Source organism: Streptomyces sp. NPDC006516 (genome assembly GCF_040611875.1).
Lineage (GTDB): Bacteria > Actinomycetota > Actinomycetes > Streptomycetales > Streptomycetaceae > Streptomyces.
The window spans coordinates 304419-321563 of sequence record NZ_JBEXPD010000009.1 but is presented as its reverse complement, the minus strand read 5'-3'; the positions used below and the strand labels follow the sequence as shown (position 1 = coordinate 321563).

Sequence of the window (17145 nt, the reverse complement as noted above, 5' to 3'; positions counted from 1 at the left end):
GTATCGGACTAACGGTGCGATGCCCCTGGCCGTTATGGCAGGGGCATCGTGCTGCCCGGGGCGCACCGCCGTAGACTCGAACACATGTCCGAAGACATGCCGCGCCTCGACCTACTCCGCTTCCTCGAACGAGTCCAACTCCAGCAGCTCGAACAGACCCGCCGCTGGATCACGACCGAAGAGCAGCGCCAGGCCGAGCGTGCCGCCCGCCACGCCACGCCCCCACCGCAGGACTGGGTTGTCGAGCAGGGCATCGGCGTAGGGCACCAGGTCGTCGCGGTGCATCAGGGCTGGTGCCGGATGAGCGGCAGGCACACCCACGCGATCACCCGGGATGAGGCGCTGCGCCTGCCGGCCGAGGACTCCGGGCGGGCGTGTCAGCAGTGCCGGCCGGACACCGATCTCGGGGTGCTGCGACCGCGGGCCGGGTACACGCTGGGGGATGGAGCATCCGCCGATAGTCGTGCACAGGCCGTCGCCGCATATGCGCTCGTAAGGAAGGCCCCGCGGGCCTGTGATGCTGCGCGCGGCGCTGCGACCATCCGCGCGCGAATAGCGGGGGAGGCGGTGAAGCTGGGGTCATTGCTGATCAGCCGAGATGTCTCGCCTAGCTCGGCCAACGAATGGGTGCAAGGACAAGGGCAAGGACCTCACTCTCTGCGCCACCGGGGTACCGCTGTACGCCCGGCGCGGAACGACCATCGGTGACACGTATGTCACGGAGCCCGGCGTGCCGGATTATGTAGACAGCCCGACGCTGCGGCACGAGCGGAAGCATGTGAAGCAGTGGGAGAAGCGGGGTGTCAAGTTCGCACTTGACTACTTCCGGGAGGGGGCCATCGACGCGTGCGAGAACAAGTACGAGGAGCAGGCGGGCTACGTGGACGGAGGGTATCCGTGCGTTCCCTGACGAGGCGATCGGCACTCGCTTTGGCACTGTCGGTCGCATCGGTCGCGGGGCTATCGTCCTGCGTGCTGACCAACGGGCCCGTGCCCATGGATTTCGGTTACCGGATGGAGGGCGAGGAACTCGTCGTCGCCGCCCCCCTGTGCCCGGCGGAGAACATCTATGGTGCCGTGATCGAGACGGCCGTGGACGGCGAGGGGCGGGGCGACGGCTTCGAGACGTTGTGGAGCGCGAGCGGACCGCGGTCGCCGCAGGTCAGCCGTGGTGTGTTCGTCGTGGACAGCACGCGCAGCTTCACGACGCAGGAGAAGCCGCGTTCAAAGCCCCTGCCGAAGGTCTTCTACGTCGCCACACGTACCGGGTCCGCCGGAGAGGTGAAAGAGGCCGGCAGCGGTACGGTCGACCTTGGGCGGCTGAAGTTGGTGGAGCTCGCCGACGACGAGTTCGTGACCTACGAGGGCAAGGTCATGACGCGCGAGGAGATCAACGCTCAGCGCACGTGCTCGAAGACCTGATCTCCTGACAGCGAACGGCAAGGGGCGCCCTGCGGTCTCGCGGGGCGCCCTTGTCCGTGCGTGCGCTACTTCGTCAGGTTGGTGGAGTGATCTGCCCTGCGGTGAGCAGCTCGGACCGTGGCTTGAGTCTGTTCGACCCCGCCAACGAATGGGTGATCGGCAAGGGGCAGGGTATGAGGCGCGGTTACGAGTGGCTCAAGAAACCGGAGATGCAGTCCGAGCTCCTCGGCGAGAGGTACGAGGATGTGGCTGAGTTGTCCGGGGGGACGTGCAAGATCGTCGAAGCACTGTTGCACGGTGTCGGCGGCGAATCCGGATGACGATCAAGGCAGCACTGGCCTAGCGTTCCGTGCATGACATCCCCAGGCGGCCACTTCGATGACAAGTCCAGCGTGACCATTCGCTGCCAGGACAACTCATCCGTGGGTGTGACGTTCTGCGACCGGTTCAGCTTCGACGAGGACTCGGTGCACTATGCCGTCGAGCCGAGCTACGGGCCCCCTGCTTGACCGCTCGTGTCAACGAGGTCGTCGCCTGGATCTGGGACAGCGATCTCACCACGTTCCTGGAAGAACTTGTTACCGACTACCGGGGATGGGACGGCGAACGGAGCTGGCAGACCAACGACCGAGACCTGACGGTGTCGGCCGTCTTCCGATCCGGCGGCTACGTCGGGCTGACCTGGGCCTTGCGACCGTGGCCACAGACCGCTGGCGGCTGGGGCGCCTCGGTGACCACCTGGCTGGAGGCCGGCGAACAGATGGCTTCCCTGGCGGCCGACGTCCGGAGCTTCCTCACCGAGGAGCTGCCGTGACATCCGCCATGCGCATCATCTGGACGCTGGCAGGATCCGGGTGGGCCGACTGCACCCTTGAAGATCACCAGGCGAAAGTCGAGCTCACCGCGTCCTACATCAACAATGCGCCCGAGGAGTTCCTGACCGCGGTGGCCCGGCTCGTCGGTGGTGAGGCAGAGACCCGTGCCCAGTTCGAGGCCGAGCCGACCGCCTACCGGTGGATCTTCTACCGCGAAGGCGAGGACACCTGGATCCGCGTGCTCGAACTGCGTGACGGCAGCGATCACGACAACAAGGGAACCGAGATCTGGTTGAGTCAGCTCGGCATCGACCGACAAGTTCACCGTCGCCACCATGGGATCGGTCAAGAAGTACTCCCCCAATATCCCTGCCACGACCCGGAAGCTGGAGACAGTGGCCAAGAAGGTCTGGCGAGAGGCCATGACGAACCTCTCCACCACCGCCCCCGACGCCGCCAGCCGTACCGCTTACAACAACGTCAAGGCCGCCTGGTAACTCGGCACGCAGGGACGCCGCGTACGCCGACAGCACCTCCGCCTCCTCACCGCGTACTCCCGGCTCCTGCGGTTCGCCGTCCTGAGACACTGGAGGCCGGCGCTTTACCTTCGTGCCCTTCCGCTGTGACTGCTGTGACTGTGCATGGGCTCGGTGCCAGGCCGGTGTTGGAGCCGGAGGCTGATCAGGGCAGTGATCGTGAAGGCGGCGAGCTGGTAGAGCATGGCGTGCCGGAACGCGGCGTCCGCATCGGCGGCGGGGGCGTAGTAGGCGAGTCCGGCCGCGGTGACTCCGATGGATCCGCCGAGCTGCTGTGCTGTGGGCAGCAGACCGGAGACCGAACCGGCGGCGGGGCCGTGCACCTGGGCCAGGACCTGGGTGAACACCGACGCGGTGAAGGCGCCGAACGCGGCTCCGCCGACGGCCAGCACGGGCAGTGTCGCCTGGCGTCCTGTCGCCGAGCCGACGAGGGGGGCCAGCGCCAGGCACATCCCGGCGAGGACCAGGGGGGCGCCGGTGAGCACCTTCGGGCCGTGTCGGCGGGTGAGTGCGGGTGCGGCTCTGCTGCCGACGACGGCGGCCGCGGCGAACGGTGCCGACGTCAGTGCGGCAGCCAGGGCCGAGTACCCGACGGCGGACTGAAGGTGGAGGAAGAGCAGGTAGGTGAAGGAGGGTACGCCCGTGTTGAACACGAACACCAGCAACGTGCCCCTCCGCGCCGACCGGTCACGCAGCACCGCGGGATGGATCAGCGGGTCCGGCCGGTGCGGGAGGGTCCGGACGAAGTGGCCGAGGGCGGCCACAGCCACGGCGAAACCGGCCCACGTCCACCAGGGCCAGCCTGCTTCCCGCCCCAGCGCCAGGGGCAGGACCAGCGCGCCTGCTCCCACGGTGACCAGCAGCGCACCCAGCTTGTCGACGCGGAGTCCGTCCGCCCCGCGGGTGCGGGGCAGCGCGGTCGCTCCTGCCAGCGAGGCGAGCGCAATCGGCACGGTGAGGAGCATCACCGGCCTCCAGCCGAGGCCGAGGAGATCGGCACTGAGGACGAGTCCGCCGATCAGCGGCCCAGCCAGTGACGCGACGGCCATGGTGGCGCCGTACCGGCCGAAGGCGCGCGGCCGGCGTGTCGCGGGGGTGGCGCTCTGGATGAGCGACAGGACCTGGGGGGCGACCAGGCCACTGCCCGCGCCCTGCACCAGCCGGGCCGTGATCAGCGATGCGGCGTCGGGGGCACACGCGCCGGCCAACGAACCCGCGGTGAAGACCACGGTGCCCACCACGAAGAGCCGCCGGTAGCCGTACCGGTCGCCCAGCCGTGCGGCGGGGATGAGCAGGCACGCGTACGTCAGGGTGTATCCGGCGAGGACCAGTTGCACAGCGCCCGGGTCGGCGCCCAGGCCGGCCTGGATCGCCGGCGCGGCCACCTGGGCGACGGTGACGTTGAGCAGTTGCACGAAAGTGGCGCTGAGTGCCACCGGCAGCACGAGGCGTCCGCCGCTCACGGCAGCAGAGCCGCGGCGAGCTCACGGGGGCGGGCGGCGAACGGGCTGTGGCTGCCCGGGAGGGTGCGCACGGTGAACGGGTTGCCGGGCATGGCCCGGTCGGCTTCCGCGATCATCAGATCCTGCACGGCCGTGGGCAGCGCCCGATCGTCCGCGCAGCGCAGGAAGGTCCGCGGGACGCGCCCCCAGCGTTGCGGAGTCACGGTGACCGGGGTGGTGGGGATCGCCAGCGGCAGATCGGGGCTCAGTGCCGAGCGCCAGCGGTTGAAGCGGTCCGGAGCGGTGTCGTGGTAGTGGGTCTGCCGCAGTTCCTCTACGTAGGCGGGATCCTGCGAGAGCGGGTTGATCCGCACTGCGCCCAGTTCCCCGGGGTCGCCGAGGTTGAGACTCTGGCCCCGCGCCGTGGCGTTCTCGGGCGAGCCGAGATAGTCGAAGAACCGGGGCCGTCCGGCGGGCACGAAGGCCGAGAGATAGACGATCTCGTCAACGAGTTCGGGTGCGCGCTCGGCAGCCAGTGACGCGGGGCCGCCGCCCGCACTGTGCGCGACAAGTACGACGCGACGGTGCCGACGGGCCTGGCGCAGAGTGTTCAGCACGGCCTCGGCGCTGTCGTCCGTCGTCACGGTGGCGAGCGCGGACTTCTCGGTCAACAGGCCCGGCTGGCCCGGCTGGAGGTATCCGGTGGGCAGTGGCGCGTCGAAGCCATGCCCTGGCAGATCGATGGCCATGCTCGCGGCACCGAGTGCGGCGAGTGCGCGCTGCGTCGCCGCCCACTGCCCGGAGCCGTGCCAGGCCCCATGCACGAAGACGAAGACGGTGTCTGTGGAGGAAAAATCGGTCATGGCCACATTCCACGCGACCTGACTCCGATCATCCAGCGAAAGATCTGACAGGCTGGTCGACGATACATGTGAGATATGACTGGGAGGCTGACATGGAGGCGCGGCACCTGAGGTACGCACTGACCCTCGCCGAGCACGCACACTTCGGCCGGGCGGCCGGTGCGCTGGGCATCGCGCAGCCTCCGCTGTCCAAGCAGATCGCCGACCTCGAACGAGAAGTGGGCGCCCGCTTGTTCGATCGCACCCGCCAGGGGGTGTTTCCGACGGCTGCGGGCGCGGCCTTCCTCTCCCGGGCGCGCAGGGCGCTCGACGAGATCGCGGCGGCCTCGGTCGACGCGGCCAGGGCAGCGCGCGGCGAGACGGGACGACTGCGCCTGGGATTCATTGCCTCGGCGCTGCTCGAACCTCTGCCGGACGTCCTCGGCCGGTTCGGCCGCGAACGGCCCGACGTGCGGCTGGAACTGCACGAGATGGCGACCAGCCGCAGCACGGTCGCGCTCGTCGCCGGTGAACTGGACGTGGCGATCGGCCTCGGCCGGCCAGGGGGCATCGGGGCCGAGCAGCTGGTATCGGTGCCGGTCGGGCAGGACCACCTGGTCGCGGTCGTGAGCAGCACGCACCCCTACGCGGGTCAGTCGTCGGTGGACGCGGACCAGCTGCGGCGACAGCCGCTGATCGTAGCGCCGGGCGAGGACGAGCCCGCCGTCGTCACCGGGCTGCGGACCCTGCTGGGCATGGACTGCCCGGCGCTCTCCGGCGCGACCGTCGCGAGGGACATCCACACCATCATCGGCCTCGCCGCCTGCGGGATGGGCGTCGGCCTGGGACCCTCTCGCATGCTGACGGCCCCACGGCGGGGCACGTGGTTCTGCGAGGTGACCCCGCGCACGCCTCTGCCTGATCTGGTCCTGTCCTTCAACGCCCGGGACCGTTCCCCGGCACTGAACGCCTTCCTCGACGTCATCCGCACGAACTGCCCCGAGGTCGGTGCCGCGCTCGACCACCGGCTCGGCCCACCGGGACCACAAGACGGCGACCGCGACTCGACCCCTACCTGACTACGCCTCGCCGGACGAGGCGAGGCCTCTAGCTTGATCTTTAACCTACTGCGCTGTGCATCAGGACCGTATGTCGGTTGCTGGTGATATCTGTGGGGCGTGGAAGATGCGATCTCGAGTGCGATAGTCTTGCTAAGTGATGCCTTCGTGGCAGAGACCCGTCGCCGGCCGCTGGGCTGGGAAGGGCTTCGGTCGTGGGAGGACCAGCAAGGTGTCGTGTTGCCGGAGCCGTATCGCACCTTCGTGGCCGAGATTGCGAACGGAACGAACGAGGGCCCGATGTACGAGGGCGGTCTTTTGCCTCTGGGAGCAAAGTCCGACAGCTGGGTCAGTTGGGAAGCTGACTGTTGGATGAGTCCTCAGCCGTTCGACGGCACCGCCCTACGCAAGCTCGACCGGCCTTTCCCGCTTGTAGAGGAATGGCAGTGGGAGTACGAGTACTACGACCACGCCCTCCACTCGGCGCCGCTGCACGAGATCTACCAGCACGGCTCCGTGCTGCTGGGCAGTGATCAACCCGGCGACTACTGGACGTTGGTGGTGACTGGCCCGCAGCGCGGCAAGGTGTGGTGGCTCAGAGACGGATGCGCCACACCCTATTCTTCCTCCGGAGAACTTGGAGTCGGCTTCCTGGACTGGGTGAGGGACTGGCATCTCGGACAGGGCTGGTGGCGCTCCGAGTAGCCCAGTATCTCAATCGCGAACCTCGCGGTCGAACGGTTCGTCGTACTTAATCACTCGGTCTGGTAACTGCGGTACACGCAGGCGGCCTTCGGCTGAGCATGTGATCCGACCAAGGAACACGCAAGCTCAGCACGAAGGCCGTGGGTATGAGTCTGTCGCATCACGTTGCCCGGCAGGATCCGTTTGCGGGACTGTCACGCTTCCGGGGTGAGTTCTACTCCTGTCTGACCAAACGTGCGGACGCGCTGTTCGAACTCGCGGACGCGGTGTTGTGCGCCGATGGCGTCGAGGCACGCCTTCTTCTCGGAGTCCTCCACCTCGCGCCGCGTCTCCGGGGCCAGAGCCGCACACAACGCCGCCCGGTCAGCTCCGTCGAGCGCACGCTCGAAGGCCGAGGCCGCGACGGACACCTTCTCACCGCGTTCACCGGGCCCGCCGCAGCCGGCCAGCGCCGGCAGGAGGGAGCACAGCGCGATGAGGGCCCAGGTGGCGTTCCGGTCTCGCCTGTTCACGCCGACTCCCCTCACCACGAGTGTCCGCCCTGTCACATCGTGGGCGACCCCCTACCCGAAACGTCGCGGGACACCCCAGGCTTCGTCATCACCGCGCGGAACGCCCGTCGGGGGGAGGACGCCCATGACGGGCCGCGCCGACGCCCAGGAGGCCGCCGTCGACCACGTCCGCCGGTTTTCAAGCGAAGCCCGGAGTGCGGTACGACCAGCCGGATCAACCGGTCCAGCCGGAAGCCCGGTCGCATCTGCCATCGGCTGACGCGGCCCGCACACTCCCTCACTGCCCCGCTCGGGGGCCGGCCGATCGACGTACCGCCGGACCTCGCGGCGACCCTGCCCCGCAGGGACCGCACACACACGTGACGGCCCCACAGAGACCTGGGGGCCGTCACCGGGAACCGCGCCGGGCACAGGGAGTGCCGGGCGGCTCAGTCCATCGGGTAGAAGTCGGGCTGCGGGAACAGCCTCGCGATCGAGAAGGGCTCGAACTCCGGATCCGTCAGCACCCGGTAGACGAACTCGGAGGTGGACATGTTCACTTCGTGCCAGGGATACGGATCGCCCTGCGTGACGACGGGCCAGTTCGCCGGATCCACGTCGTCGGACGCCAGCCAGAAGTAGCTGCACTTCATCTCACCGAACGCCCAGGGAATGAGACCGCGCTCACCGGGCCGGTACATGCGGTAGGGCTTGAAGGCGGGATCGGGCCCGTTCTCCGGGCCGTCGTCGAGAAACCTCTTCCAGATCCTGAGCAGGTCGAACTGCCTCGTGGCATCGACGGTGAAGACACGCAGGAACTCCGAGAACTCCCCCTTGCCGAATGTCTCGGCGAGCTCCTTGTAATCCCCGGGCAGTGCCGTACCGAGATCTTCCTCGACGCTGTTCCAGGAAATGTCGAGCCGGCGCGGCTCCCAGTGCGTGGCCTCAGCGATTCGCTCGATCCACATTTCTTCACATTCCGATCGAAGGCTTGGACCGGGGGGCGTGCCGGATGTCCGGCACGCCCCCCGGCATCACTCTATGGGGTGTTGTAGACCGGCACCGAGTCGCTGGCGCCGCTCGAACTGCTCCAGGTTATGTCGAACCGGTCCGGCATCGGATCGGTGGCACTCGGGTAGTGCACCATGACCTGGTAGAAGACGGTGTGTCCGCTGTTGATCTGTTCGGCCACCGCGTCCTCCACCCTCGCCATCGCGCCCCGGTTCACGTCACCGTGGATCGGCGCCAGGTTCCGGATGTCCTCACCGGAGCCGCCGAACCGGCTGGCGATCAGGTGACCTCGCTCCAGCCCCTTGCGGTAGAGCGGGCCGCCCCTCTGCATCGCCTTGGGGATGTACAGGGGGTCCTCGGTCGGCCAGACCGTTCCACTGCCGAAGATCCCGCCGTCCCCGTAGATCTCGCCGGTCCCCTTGTCGACGTTGTTGGTGTCGTGCCAGTTCAGGCAGCCGATCGCGCCCTGGGCGCGTCCCGCGCTGTCGAGCGGCATGTAGTAGAGCATGCTCTGACGGTTCTCGTTGCAGCCCTGCCCCTGGAACGGGAACCTGGTGTCGCCGCCCGTCCACTCCTTCACGCCGTCAGGCTTGACGAGCAGGCCCTTGTCGTAGTCCGGCGTGGCACCGGGCTCCGACTCGTACCCGTTGGGCGCCGTCTCGTTGTACCAGCCGATGCCCGTCAGGAAGGTGTCGACGACGGTCAGCCAACCGCCCTTGGCCTTCTTGGTCCCGCCTGAGACGAGGTCTCCGACTTCGTCGATGACGTCGTCGCAGATGTCACAACCGAAGATGTGACCGTCCAGCTCGACATTGCTGATGGGGTTGCCACCGGTGAAGGCGTAGCGGTTCCCGGTGTAGGGGTCGGAACCGAGCCCCATGTCCGAGAGGGCCCCGTTGTACATGTCCCTGCTGGTGAACCGGTTGAGGCCGGGGTTGTAGTCCCGGAACCCCATGTCGTAGGTCCCGGTCTGCGCGTCCCAGCGCTTGGCGTTGAACCGGTAGGGGTTGTACGCCTCCTTGGTCGGGTCCGCCGCCTCCGGCTTGTCGATGCCGGTGAACTCGTCCTTGTCGTCGGAGCCGTAGGCGGTGTAGCCGTAGGTCGACTTGGTGTCGCCGTCCTTGTCGGTCAGCGTCTCGACGTCCGTGTGCGAGTTGTAGCCGTAGAAGCCGTCCTCGCTGGTGCCGTCGGTGTTGTGCTTGACCTGGGACAGACGCTCGCCCCACGGGCTGTACTGGTAGGACTTGGTGAGCTCGCCGGCGACTTCCTCGCCCAGTACCTCGTTGGACATGCCGAGGTAGTTGAAGTCGGTCGTCTTGCCGTCCGCCGTCTTCGACGCGGTGCGGTCCAGCGGGTCGAAGGTGAACTTCGTCGTCTTCAGCGCACCGGTGTCGTCCGTCTTCTGGGACTCCACGACGTGGTCGAAGCCGTCGTAGACGCTGCGCTCGACGACCTTCCCGCCCGCGGTGACCGACTCCTGGCGGCCGAACGGGTCGTAGTTGTAGGCGGCGGTCGAGCCTCCCACGGTGGCGGTCAGCAGCCGGTTGCGGTCGTAGTCGAACGTCGTGGAGACGCCCTTGACCGACTGGCTGATGACATTGGCGTTGTCGTCGTGGACGTACGTGTCGGTGCCCGCGCCCGTGCCCGTCTTGACCGACTTGGCGAGCCGGTCGGCCGGGTCGTAGGTGTAGTCCGTGGTGGAGTCGAGGTACGCCGCGTGGTTGTCGGCGTTCATCTTCTTCGCCACGTCCTGCGCCTTGTTGCCGTTGGCGTCGTAGGCGTAGGTGTGCGAGGAGACGAGGGTGCCGGAGCCCTTCTTCTCCGTCGTCGACTTCAGGGCGCCGTTCAGGTAGTAGGTGGAGTCGACCGTGTTCTTGTTGGCCTTGGTCTCCTGGAGCTTCTGGCCGCGGTCGGTGTAGGTGTAGGAGCTCACCTTCGGTGAGGTGTCGGTCGCCGTCTTGCCGACCGACACCGTCTTGACCTGCTCGCGCAGGTCGTAGGTGTACTTGGAGAACTGGTCGGGGTGGGTGACCGTGTCCGTCTGGCCGTTGGAGTCGTAGGTGTACGACGTGACCTTGTTCTCCGCGCCGGCCAGCGCCTCGGTCACCTTCGCGACCTGGTTGAGGCCCGTGTACGCCACCGTGTAGGCGTCGATCTTCGCGCCGGACGAGGTGTCGTCGATCGAGGTGAGGTTGCCGTTGACGTCGTAGGCGTAGGCGAAGGTGTGCTTCTCGCCATCGGTCTCACCGGAGGTGTCGCGCACCAGTTTGACCGCGTCGGCCACGACCGTGCCGGCGCTGTTCCGGTCCAGCTGGAGCTTGCTGTCCTCACCCTGCTCGAGCGTGTAGCTGCCCAAGCTCACCCAGGTGCCGGCTTTCGCCGTCTGGTCCTTCGTCACCGAAGGCTCGGCCGTCGTGCCGTGCGTGAGGGTGTACGTGGCGGTGGTGGCGGCGCCTGTCACCTTCGGGTACTTCACGTACGCCGTGTACGTGCCGTCCTCGGGGATGTTCAGCTTCCAGGTGAAGGCGTCCGTACCGGTGCCCGCGACGTGCGTGCGGTGGTTGTAGCCCTGCTGGCCGGTGAGGTCACCCGTCGCCCACGTGCCGGTGGAGGAGGTGTGCTGGGTGTCGGAGTTGTCGACCAGCACGACCGACTTGCCGACCGGCACGCCGTCGTCGGACTTCGACCTGAGCTTGCCGTCGGGGTAGTACGACCACGCCATGGTGCGGTCCGAGGAGCCGCCCGCCGAGGTCAGCGTGCGGGCCTTCTGCTGGCCTGTCTCGGTGTAGTCGTAGGTCGTGGTGATGTCCCACGGATCGGTGGACTTCTTCGTCCAGCCGTTGTCGAAGTACTCGTAGGTGGTGTCGTTGCGGACCGTCTCACCCGCGGAGGGCGGCAAGGAGGTCTTCGCCACCCGGCCCACGGCGTCGTACGCCGTCTGGGTGTAGACGTCCGCCTTGTTGTAGCGACTGTCCGCAGGGTCGTACGGCTGGAACTGCTTGACCGGACGGTTCAGCGCGTCGTACTCGGTGCGCTGCGCGAAGTCGTCCGCGGTGCCCGTCGTCGCGGTGCCCCGCGGCGTGATGACCTTGGTCGTGTTGCCGACCTGGTCGTACTCGATCCGGGTGGTGCGGATCGTGGTCCCGGAGTAGGGGGCGCGGATCTCCTTCTGCTTGCCGCGCCTGTCGTACTCGAAGAACGTGGAGTTGTTCTCCGCGTCCTTGCTCTCGACGACCAGGGAGTCCTTGTTGTACGTCCGCGAGGTGGACTTGCCCGCCGCGTCCGTGACCGTGGTGACCCGGTGGTTCAGGTCGTAGGCGGTCCTGGTCATGTAGTCGTCGGGATCGGCGGTGGCGTTCTTCTTCGGGTCCACCACCTTGGTGAGGTTGCCGACGTTGTCGTACGTGTAGGAGATCGTGTCGCCGTCCGCGTTGGACGCGGAGATCAGCTGGTAGATCTCGTCGTACACGTTGGTCGTGACGTAGTCCGTCGCGTCGGACGTGGTCAGCGTCCCCTTCGGCTCCGTCGTCGTCCTGAGGTTGCCGACCTTGTCGTAGGTGTAGGCCGACTTTCGCTCACCCGACGTGGAGGTGTCCTTCGGTGCGGTGGCCGAGGTGATCTGGTCCGCCGCGTCGTACACCGCCGTGGAGACCGCGCCGTTGGGCGAGGTGGACCTGGTGGTGTTGTCGTTGGCGTCGTACTCCGGCTCCGGGGTGGTGATCACCACCCCGGCCTCCTTGGGCACCGTGGCGACCTTGGGACGCCCGAAGGTGTCGTAGGTCTGGGTGACCTTCTTGCCGAGCGCGTCGGTGACTTCCTCGACCTGCCCACGCTCGTCGTACACGTAGGACGTCGGGTTGCCGAGCGCGTCGGTGATCGTCGCCGGGTAACCCGTCGGGCCGAAGCCACTGTTGGTGGTCGGGTTGCCCTTGGCGTCGGTTACCTTGGTCAGCTGGCCGTAGGCGTCGTACTCGTACCGGGTGGTGTAGTCGCCGGCCGTGGCGGTCGCGACGCCCTCGGGATCGGTGACCGTCTTCAGGTTGCCGAACGAGTCATAGCCGAACTGCCACTTGTTCCCCTCGGGAGAGGTCTTCGTCTGCAGGTCGGCGGAGAAGCCGTCCAGACGGGTCAGGTAGCTGTACTGCTGCGAGTTCGCCGGGTAGGTACCTGGTGCGCAGTCGGCCGCGGGCGGCACGCCCGCCTTGTTGTTCTCCGCGTCGCGCTGCCAGAGCGGGAAGCCCGTCTTCTGGTCGTAGCAGTAGGCGGTCGTGGCGCCGTTGTCCTCCTCCAGATACGTGACGTTGTTGTCCGCGTCCCAGCTGATCTTCGTCGTCTGGGACTTGGCGTTCGTGGTCTGCACGGGACGGCCGAAGTCGTCCGTCACGTGCGTCGCCGTGTGCGACTCCGCGTCCGTGACCTTGGTCCGGATGAACTTCGCGTTCGAGGCGTCGACCGCGTAGGCGTAGCCCGTCCCACCGTTCAGCCGGTCCGTGACCGTCTTCATCCACCAGTGGTACTTCGGGTCGTCACCGGCCTGCGGTGCGTAGTACGCCAGGGACGTGCCGTTGCCACGCGGGTCGGTGATCTTGACCAGCTTGACGTTCTTGTTGCCCTGGGTGGCGTCGTACGTGAGCTTGAAGTGCTTCGGCTGCGAGCTGCCCACGCCGTCGGTGAACTGCCCGAGCAACCCCTGGGACGTGTAGTAGAACTCGATCTTCCGGCCGGAGATGTCGGTGACCGAGCGGAGGTGGTCGTAGATCTTCGAGTTGTTGAGGTTGCCGGTGTCCGAGGTCAGCACACCCGACTCGTTGACGTATTGGTAGCCGTTCTGGCCCTTGTCCCAGTACTCGGCCTTCAGCGACTGCCGCCCCGCCGGGTCGGTGATGTACTTGAGGAACTTGGTCGGCTTGTTGTTGGACTTCCGCTCCTCGTACGTGAACAGCTGCGTGTTGCCGTTCTTGTCGATCGAGGAGGTGAGGTAGCCGTCGCAGCCGAACAGGAACCGGGTCCCGTCCGGACGGGTCATCGTCCAGGCGTCCGGGATCGGGTCCTTGGCCGGGGTGCAGTCGAGGCCCGCCTTGGCCGACAGCTTGTAGTGGACGCCGGCCGGCGCCTTCCACACGCTGTTGGTGGCGTCCCAGCGGAACACGTGGGTCGTGCCGTCACCGTCGGGCAGCCGGACCTCGGTCGGGTTGGGGTTGGGGTGGAAGTCCAGCGGCGCACCGAGCCGGACAGGGCCGGCGGCCTGCATCGACCAGCCGGGGCCGGAGACCGTGTCGGACGTGTCGAGGGAGTTGTAGGCCATGCGGAAGAACGTGCTCAGGCCCCGGCCGGGGTTGCTGAACGCGTTGTACGACCACACGCTGTTGCCCGACGACAGGTTGTTCATCACCGTCGAGCCGGCGCCCGTGTTCTTGCCCGCGTAGGCGTAGAACTTCTCCATGCCCAGCGAGTTGGAGGTCGGGTCCTCCACCGCCACGTTCTGCTTCAGCGGGACGATCGAGGGGTTGGTGACCGAGAGCCAGGAGCCGTCGGCGACCTTCTTCACGTCCCAGCCGAGGACGTGTTCGGTGCGCTTGCTGCCGCTGTCCGAGTTGATCGGTGTCTTGACCGTGGCCTTGACGGTGGCGGACTCGCCGGGGATCAGCGCCGGGACGGCGGTGGCCGCCTGGTTCCCGCCGTTGGTGACGTCGGTGCCGTCGGGCAGCTTCCAGGTGTAGGAGAGCTGGCGCTCCCCGGCGGCCCAGGCGGTGCTGGTGGTGTTGGTGACGGTGAAGTCCACGGTGTACGTGGAGTTCGGGGTCATCCGTGCCGGGGTGGTCGGCGCGTAGTACGTGTCCTCGGTGGTGGAGTCGACGTAGATCACGCGCAGCAGCGGGCCGAGCTGCCAGTCGGCGACCTCGGAGGCCAGCCACAGGGTGCGCTCCTGCTGGGTGGCGTCGGTGTCACCGGCCAGCTTGACCAGGGCACCCTTGTTGGCGGCCGGGGTCTGCACCCAGCTCTTGGTGAGGGAGGTGGCGTCCCACCAGTGGCGGCCGACCTCGTCGGTGAACTGCGGGACGGTGTCGGAGACGGTGGCCGAGAAGTCACCGCCGGCCGCGGTCCAGGGAGCCGAGGTGGCCGACTGGTTCCAGGTGGCGGTGGTCTCGTCGAAGGTCTTGTTCAGGCCGTGGAGTTCGTAGACGGCGCCCGCGGAGGTGTTGGTGGTTTCCGCACCCCAGAGGTACATCCGGCCTTCGAGGACGGTGGCCGTGGCGGGTATCGCGGTGGTGTTGAACTTCAGCGCGGCACGGGAGGTGCCGTAGGTGCCGGAGTTGTCACCGGTGCTGAGCCATTTCTGGCCCACCCCGAAGGACTGGATGGTGTCCTGGTTGGTGGTGGGCTGCTGGGAGGAGAGCGTGGTGTCGGTGACGTCGTCGGTGCCCTGGAGCAGCCGCATGGTTCGGCCGGGCTTGGGGATGCCTACGGTCCGTGTCGGTGAGCGGAGCAGCTGCCCGTCCACCGTCTTGACCACGATCTGGTAGTAGTACGACCGGCCGATCTCCGGCGTTCCAGCCCCGTTCGGGGATGGGGTGGCGGTGGTGTCGGTGTACGTGGTCGCGGACTTGGCGATCGGCGCCACCAGGGTGGCGGAGGACGGGTTGAACGCCTGCTGGGTCGACCGGTGCAGCTGGTACTCGGCGACGTCGAGTTTCATGTCCCCGGAGTCGTTCCTGTACGCGGGCCAGCTCAGCTCGGGACCCGTGGAGTGCACGACCTCCGGCGAGTTCAGGGACGTCCCGACCTTGCCGTAGGTCACGGTCAGCCGCGGGATGGTCGCCGTCTCGCCGCCGTAGGTGGAGCCGTCGGCGGCCTCGTAGCGCGGTCCGCCGGTCGGCGCCGTGGCCGACTCGTCGGTGGCCTTGAGCACGAATCCGTAGTTGGTCGCTGTTCCCGAGACCCACTTCTGGACGGTGTCGGTGACCGCGAAGTTGTGCCACTGGTTGTACTCGCCGGCGTTCTTGACGATCGAGCCGGGGTTCACCAGGCGCACGGCGTCGGCCATGGTCCGCCTGGTCGAGTCGCCCGTGTCGCCGAGGACGATCTTGTCGGCGTTGCCCCTGTTGAAGTCCAGCTGGGTGCTGGTCAGGGCCTTCCAGGTGGACGCGGTCCCGGCCGTCTGGTCGACGGTGTAATTGTGGGTGAGCCCGCCGTGGAGGACCTTGTACGGGGCCGCCGTGGTGTTGTCGGCCAGCGGCGAGTAGTGCGCCTCGACGCGGTAGGACGCGGTCTCCGCGATCCGCGGCTGGTAGGTGTAGGTCTCACCGGTGGCCGTGTTCTTGTTGTAGGCGTAGTCGCTGCCGACGTTCGCCGTGCTGGAGGTGGTGACCTTGGGCCACTCGCCCACCGCCGCGGTCCCCACGTCGCCGTCGTCGATCTGCACGGTGGTGCCGGACAGCTCACCGGCCAAGCCGCTGGTGTTGGACCAGGTGGCCCCGGCTTCGGTCCAGCTGCCGGTGGCCCGGTAGGCCCCGATGGTGACGTCGTTGGCGTTCGTGGTGTGCGACTGGTCGAAGTACATCCCCAGACGGGCGGAGTCGACCTTCACACCTGCCGGGATCTCCGACAACGGGAACTGCACCAGGGAGCGGGAGATACCGGTGTCGGTCTTGCCGGCCGAGAGCTTCCAGGTGGTGTTGAAGTTGGTGGACGGCTGGTCCGACAGGACCATGGTGTCCTTCGAGCCGGCCGCGTCGGGCGTGATCGTGATCGTCGGGTCGATCACCACCGGGTACCGGCGGTCCTTTTCGGCCAGCCACCCCGTGTCCGGGGTGACCGTGATCCTCCACGTGTCGCCGGACCGGGTCAGCTTCTGCGTGACCGCCGTGCTGTAGGTGCCACCGGTCGGTGAAGCCGGGTCCTTCGCCGCGTCCGTCATGTACGGGGCGGGGATGACCATCACGGGGGTCTGCGGGGCCTCGCCGTACAGGGCGATCGAGCCGTCCTTGCGGGCCGTGGGCTTCAGGCCGCCCGCATCGAGCGTGAAGGTGAACTTCACCGCTCCGTCCGGGCGCTCGGCCAGGACGATGTTCTCCTTGATCTGGCCGGGCTCGACGACGTATTCGAGGTCCGCGCCCTCGACGGCGTCCCGGTAGGTGACCTTGGCGCCCTTGGCCGTGGGCTTCAGGTCCTTGCGGCCGGTGCTCGCCGTCGGGTCCAGGCCGAGGGTGACGGCCTCGCCGTCCCCGCCCTCGATCCGCACCAGCTCACCCGGTCCGGAGCCGAAGTAGGTCCGGCCCAGGTTGGCGGTGTTGGCGTAGTCGAAGCCCTGCTTCGAGGTCTCCCGCACGGAGACGTCGATCGGCTTCCAGGACTTGTCCTTCCCGTCCTGGTAGGCGGTGGGCACCGCGGTCAGCTCCGCCTCGACGCGGCCGTCCGAGAGCGTGAAGAACCGGGCACTCGGAGTGCGCCGGTTCTTCAGTTCCCCGACCCTTTTCGGCTTCGGGTCCTTCTTGCCCTTCGGCAGCTTCTCGCGGCTGGAGATCTCCAGGGCATTGGCCGGTGCGGGTTCCTCCTCGCCGGCCAACCAGCCCTTGAGGGAGTCGATGACACTCGTCCCCTCGCCTCCGCCTGAATCCGCCGCTGCGGCCGGCGTCGCAAAGACCATGGGCGGGAGCAGAGCCCCCACCACGGCCGATGCGACGAGACCGGCGAGCAGTCTTCGGTGTCGCGTTCTCACGTACGGTCCGCCTTCTTCTTCGCACCCTGTGCGCTGTATTTACGCCACCGGTATCCATTTCCGGACGCGCCGGCCTGCTTTTGGGCATGCCAAAGGCGCGATCG

At 67.5% G+C, this 17145-nt stretch carries 15 protein-coding genes; 9 read left to right on the top strand and 6 right to left on the bottom strand.

What is annotated here, in order from left to right; translation table 11 throughout:
• Positions 1-111 precede the first annotated feature (111 nt).
• A complete protein-coding gene (locus ABZY45_RS24410; RefSeq protein ID WP_356742974.1) occupies positions 112-315 on the bottom strand; it encodes a hypothetical protein in 204 nt (67 codons plus the stop codon).
• On the opposite strand from ABZY45_RS24410, the gene ABZY45_RS24405 reads away from it, so the two are divergent.
• The 7 genes from ABZY45_RS24405 to ABZY45_RS24375 all read left to right on the top strand — a co-directional run bounded on the left by ABZY45_RS24405 (position 280) and on the right by ABZY45_RS24375 (position 2734).
• Positions 280-708, top strand: a complete 429-nt coding sequence (locus ABZY45_RS24405) for a DUF6233 domain-containing protein (protein ID WP_356742968.1) — start codon at positions 280-282, stop codon at positions 706-708. The two genes, ABZY45_RS24410 and ABZY45_RS24405, sit on opposite strands and share 36 nt — an antisense overlap.
• Positions 709-730: 22 nt before the next feature.
• The gene (locus tag ABZY45_RS24400; protein WP_356742947.1) at positions 731-910 is read left to right on the top strand and encodes a hypothetical protein; all 180 of its coding nucleotides are present in this window, start codon (positions 731-733) and stop codon (positions 908-910) included.
• 62 nt (positions 911-972) lie between these two features.
• Complete coding sequence (locus tag ABZY45_RS24395) at positions 973-1422, top strand: hypothetical protein (protein ID WP_356742945.1); 450 nt, start codon at positions 973-975, stop codon at positions 1420-1422.
• Between the two features lie 122 nt (positions 1423-1544).
• Complete coding sequence (locus ABZY45_RS24390) at positions 1545-1742, top strand: hypothetical protein (protein ID WP_356742943.1); 198 nt, start codon at positions 1545-1547, stop codon at positions 1740-1742.
• Between the two features lie 33 nt (positions 1743-1775).
• Positions 1776-1931 (top strand): hypothetical protein, encoded by a 156-nt coding sequence (locus ABZY45_RS24385; protein ID WP_356742941.1) that lies wholly within the window; start codon positions 1776-1778, stop codon positions 1929-1931.
• Positions 1928-2236 (top strand): DUF6228 family protein, encoded by a 309-nt coding sequence (locus tag ABZY45_RS24380; protein WP_356742939.1) that lies wholly within the window; start codon positions 1928-1930, stop codon positions 2234-2236. The genes ABZY45_RS24385 and ABZY45_RS24380 overlap by 4 nt, the downstream gene beginning before the upstream one ends.
• 336 nt (positions 2237-2572) lie before the next feature.
• Entirely contained in the window at positions 2573-2734 is a 162-nt protein-coding gene (locus ABZY45_RS24375) for a hypothetical protein (protein ID WP_356742937.1), read from the top strand.
• Positions 2735-2838: 104 nt separating this feature from the next.
• Here ABZY45_RS24375 and ABZY45_RS24370 read toward each other — a convergent pair whose 3' ends face one another.
• Both ABZY45_RS24370 and ABZY45_RS24365 read right to left on the bottom strand, forming a co-directional pair.
• On the bottom strand, positions 2839-4236 hold the full coding sequence (locus ABZY45_RS24370; protein WP_356742935.1) for an MFS transporter: 1398 nt from the start codon (positions 4234-4236) through the stop codon (positions 2839-2841).
• The gene (locus ABZY45_RS24365; protein ID WP_356742933.1) at positions 4233-5078 is read right to left on the bottom strand and encodes an alpha/beta fold hydrolase; all 846 of its coding nucleotides are present in this window, start codon (positions 5076-5078) and stop codon (positions 4233-4235) included. Before ABZY45_RS24365 ends, ABZY45_RS24370 begins: the two co-directional genes overlap by 4 nt.
• 92 nt (positions 5079-5170) lie before the next feature.
• On the opposite strand from ABZY45_RS24365, the gene ABZY45_RS24360 reads away from it, so the two are divergent.
• Both ABZY45_RS24360 and ABZY45_RS24355 read left to right on the top strand, forming a co-directional pair.
• Positions 5171-6136, top strand: coding sequence for a LysR family transcriptional regulator (locus ABZY45_RS24360; protein ID WP_356742931.1), 966 nt, complete (start codon positions 5171-5173; stop codon positions 6134-6136).
• Between the two features lie 99 nt (positions 6137-6235).
• Positions 6236-6820 (top strand): SMI1/KNR4 family protein, encoded by a 585-nt coding sequence (locus tag ABZY45_RS24355; protein ID WP_356742929.1) that lies wholly within the window; start codon positions 6236-6238, stop codon positions 6818-6820.
• 194 nt (positions 6821-7014) lie between these two features.
• Here the strand turns inward: ABZY45_RS24355 and ABZY45_RS24350 are convergent, their stop codons facing one another.
• The 3 genes from ABZY45_RS24350 to ABZY45_RS24340 form a co-directional block, all read right to left on the bottom strand.
• Positions 7015-7332: a hypothetical protein gene (locus ABZY45_RS24350; protein WP_356742972.1), complete on the bottom strand. Its 318-nt coding sequence runs from the start codon at positions 7330-7332 to the stop codon at positions 7015-7017.
• 428 nt (positions 7333-7760) lie between these two features.
• Positions 7761-8279 (bottom strand): hypothetical protein, encoded by a 519-nt coding sequence (locus tag ABZY45_RS24345; RefSeq protein ID WP_356742927.1) that lies wholly within the window; start codon positions 8277-8279, stop codon positions 7761-7763.
• 71 nt (positions 8280-8350) lie between these two features.
• Complete coding sequence (locus ABZY45_RS24340; RefSeq protein ID WP_356742966.1) at positions 8351-16969, bottom strand: DNRLRE domain-containing protein; 8619 nt, start codon at positions 16967-16969, stop codon at positions 8351-8353.
• Between the last annotated feature and the right edge of the window lie 176 nt (positions 16970-17145).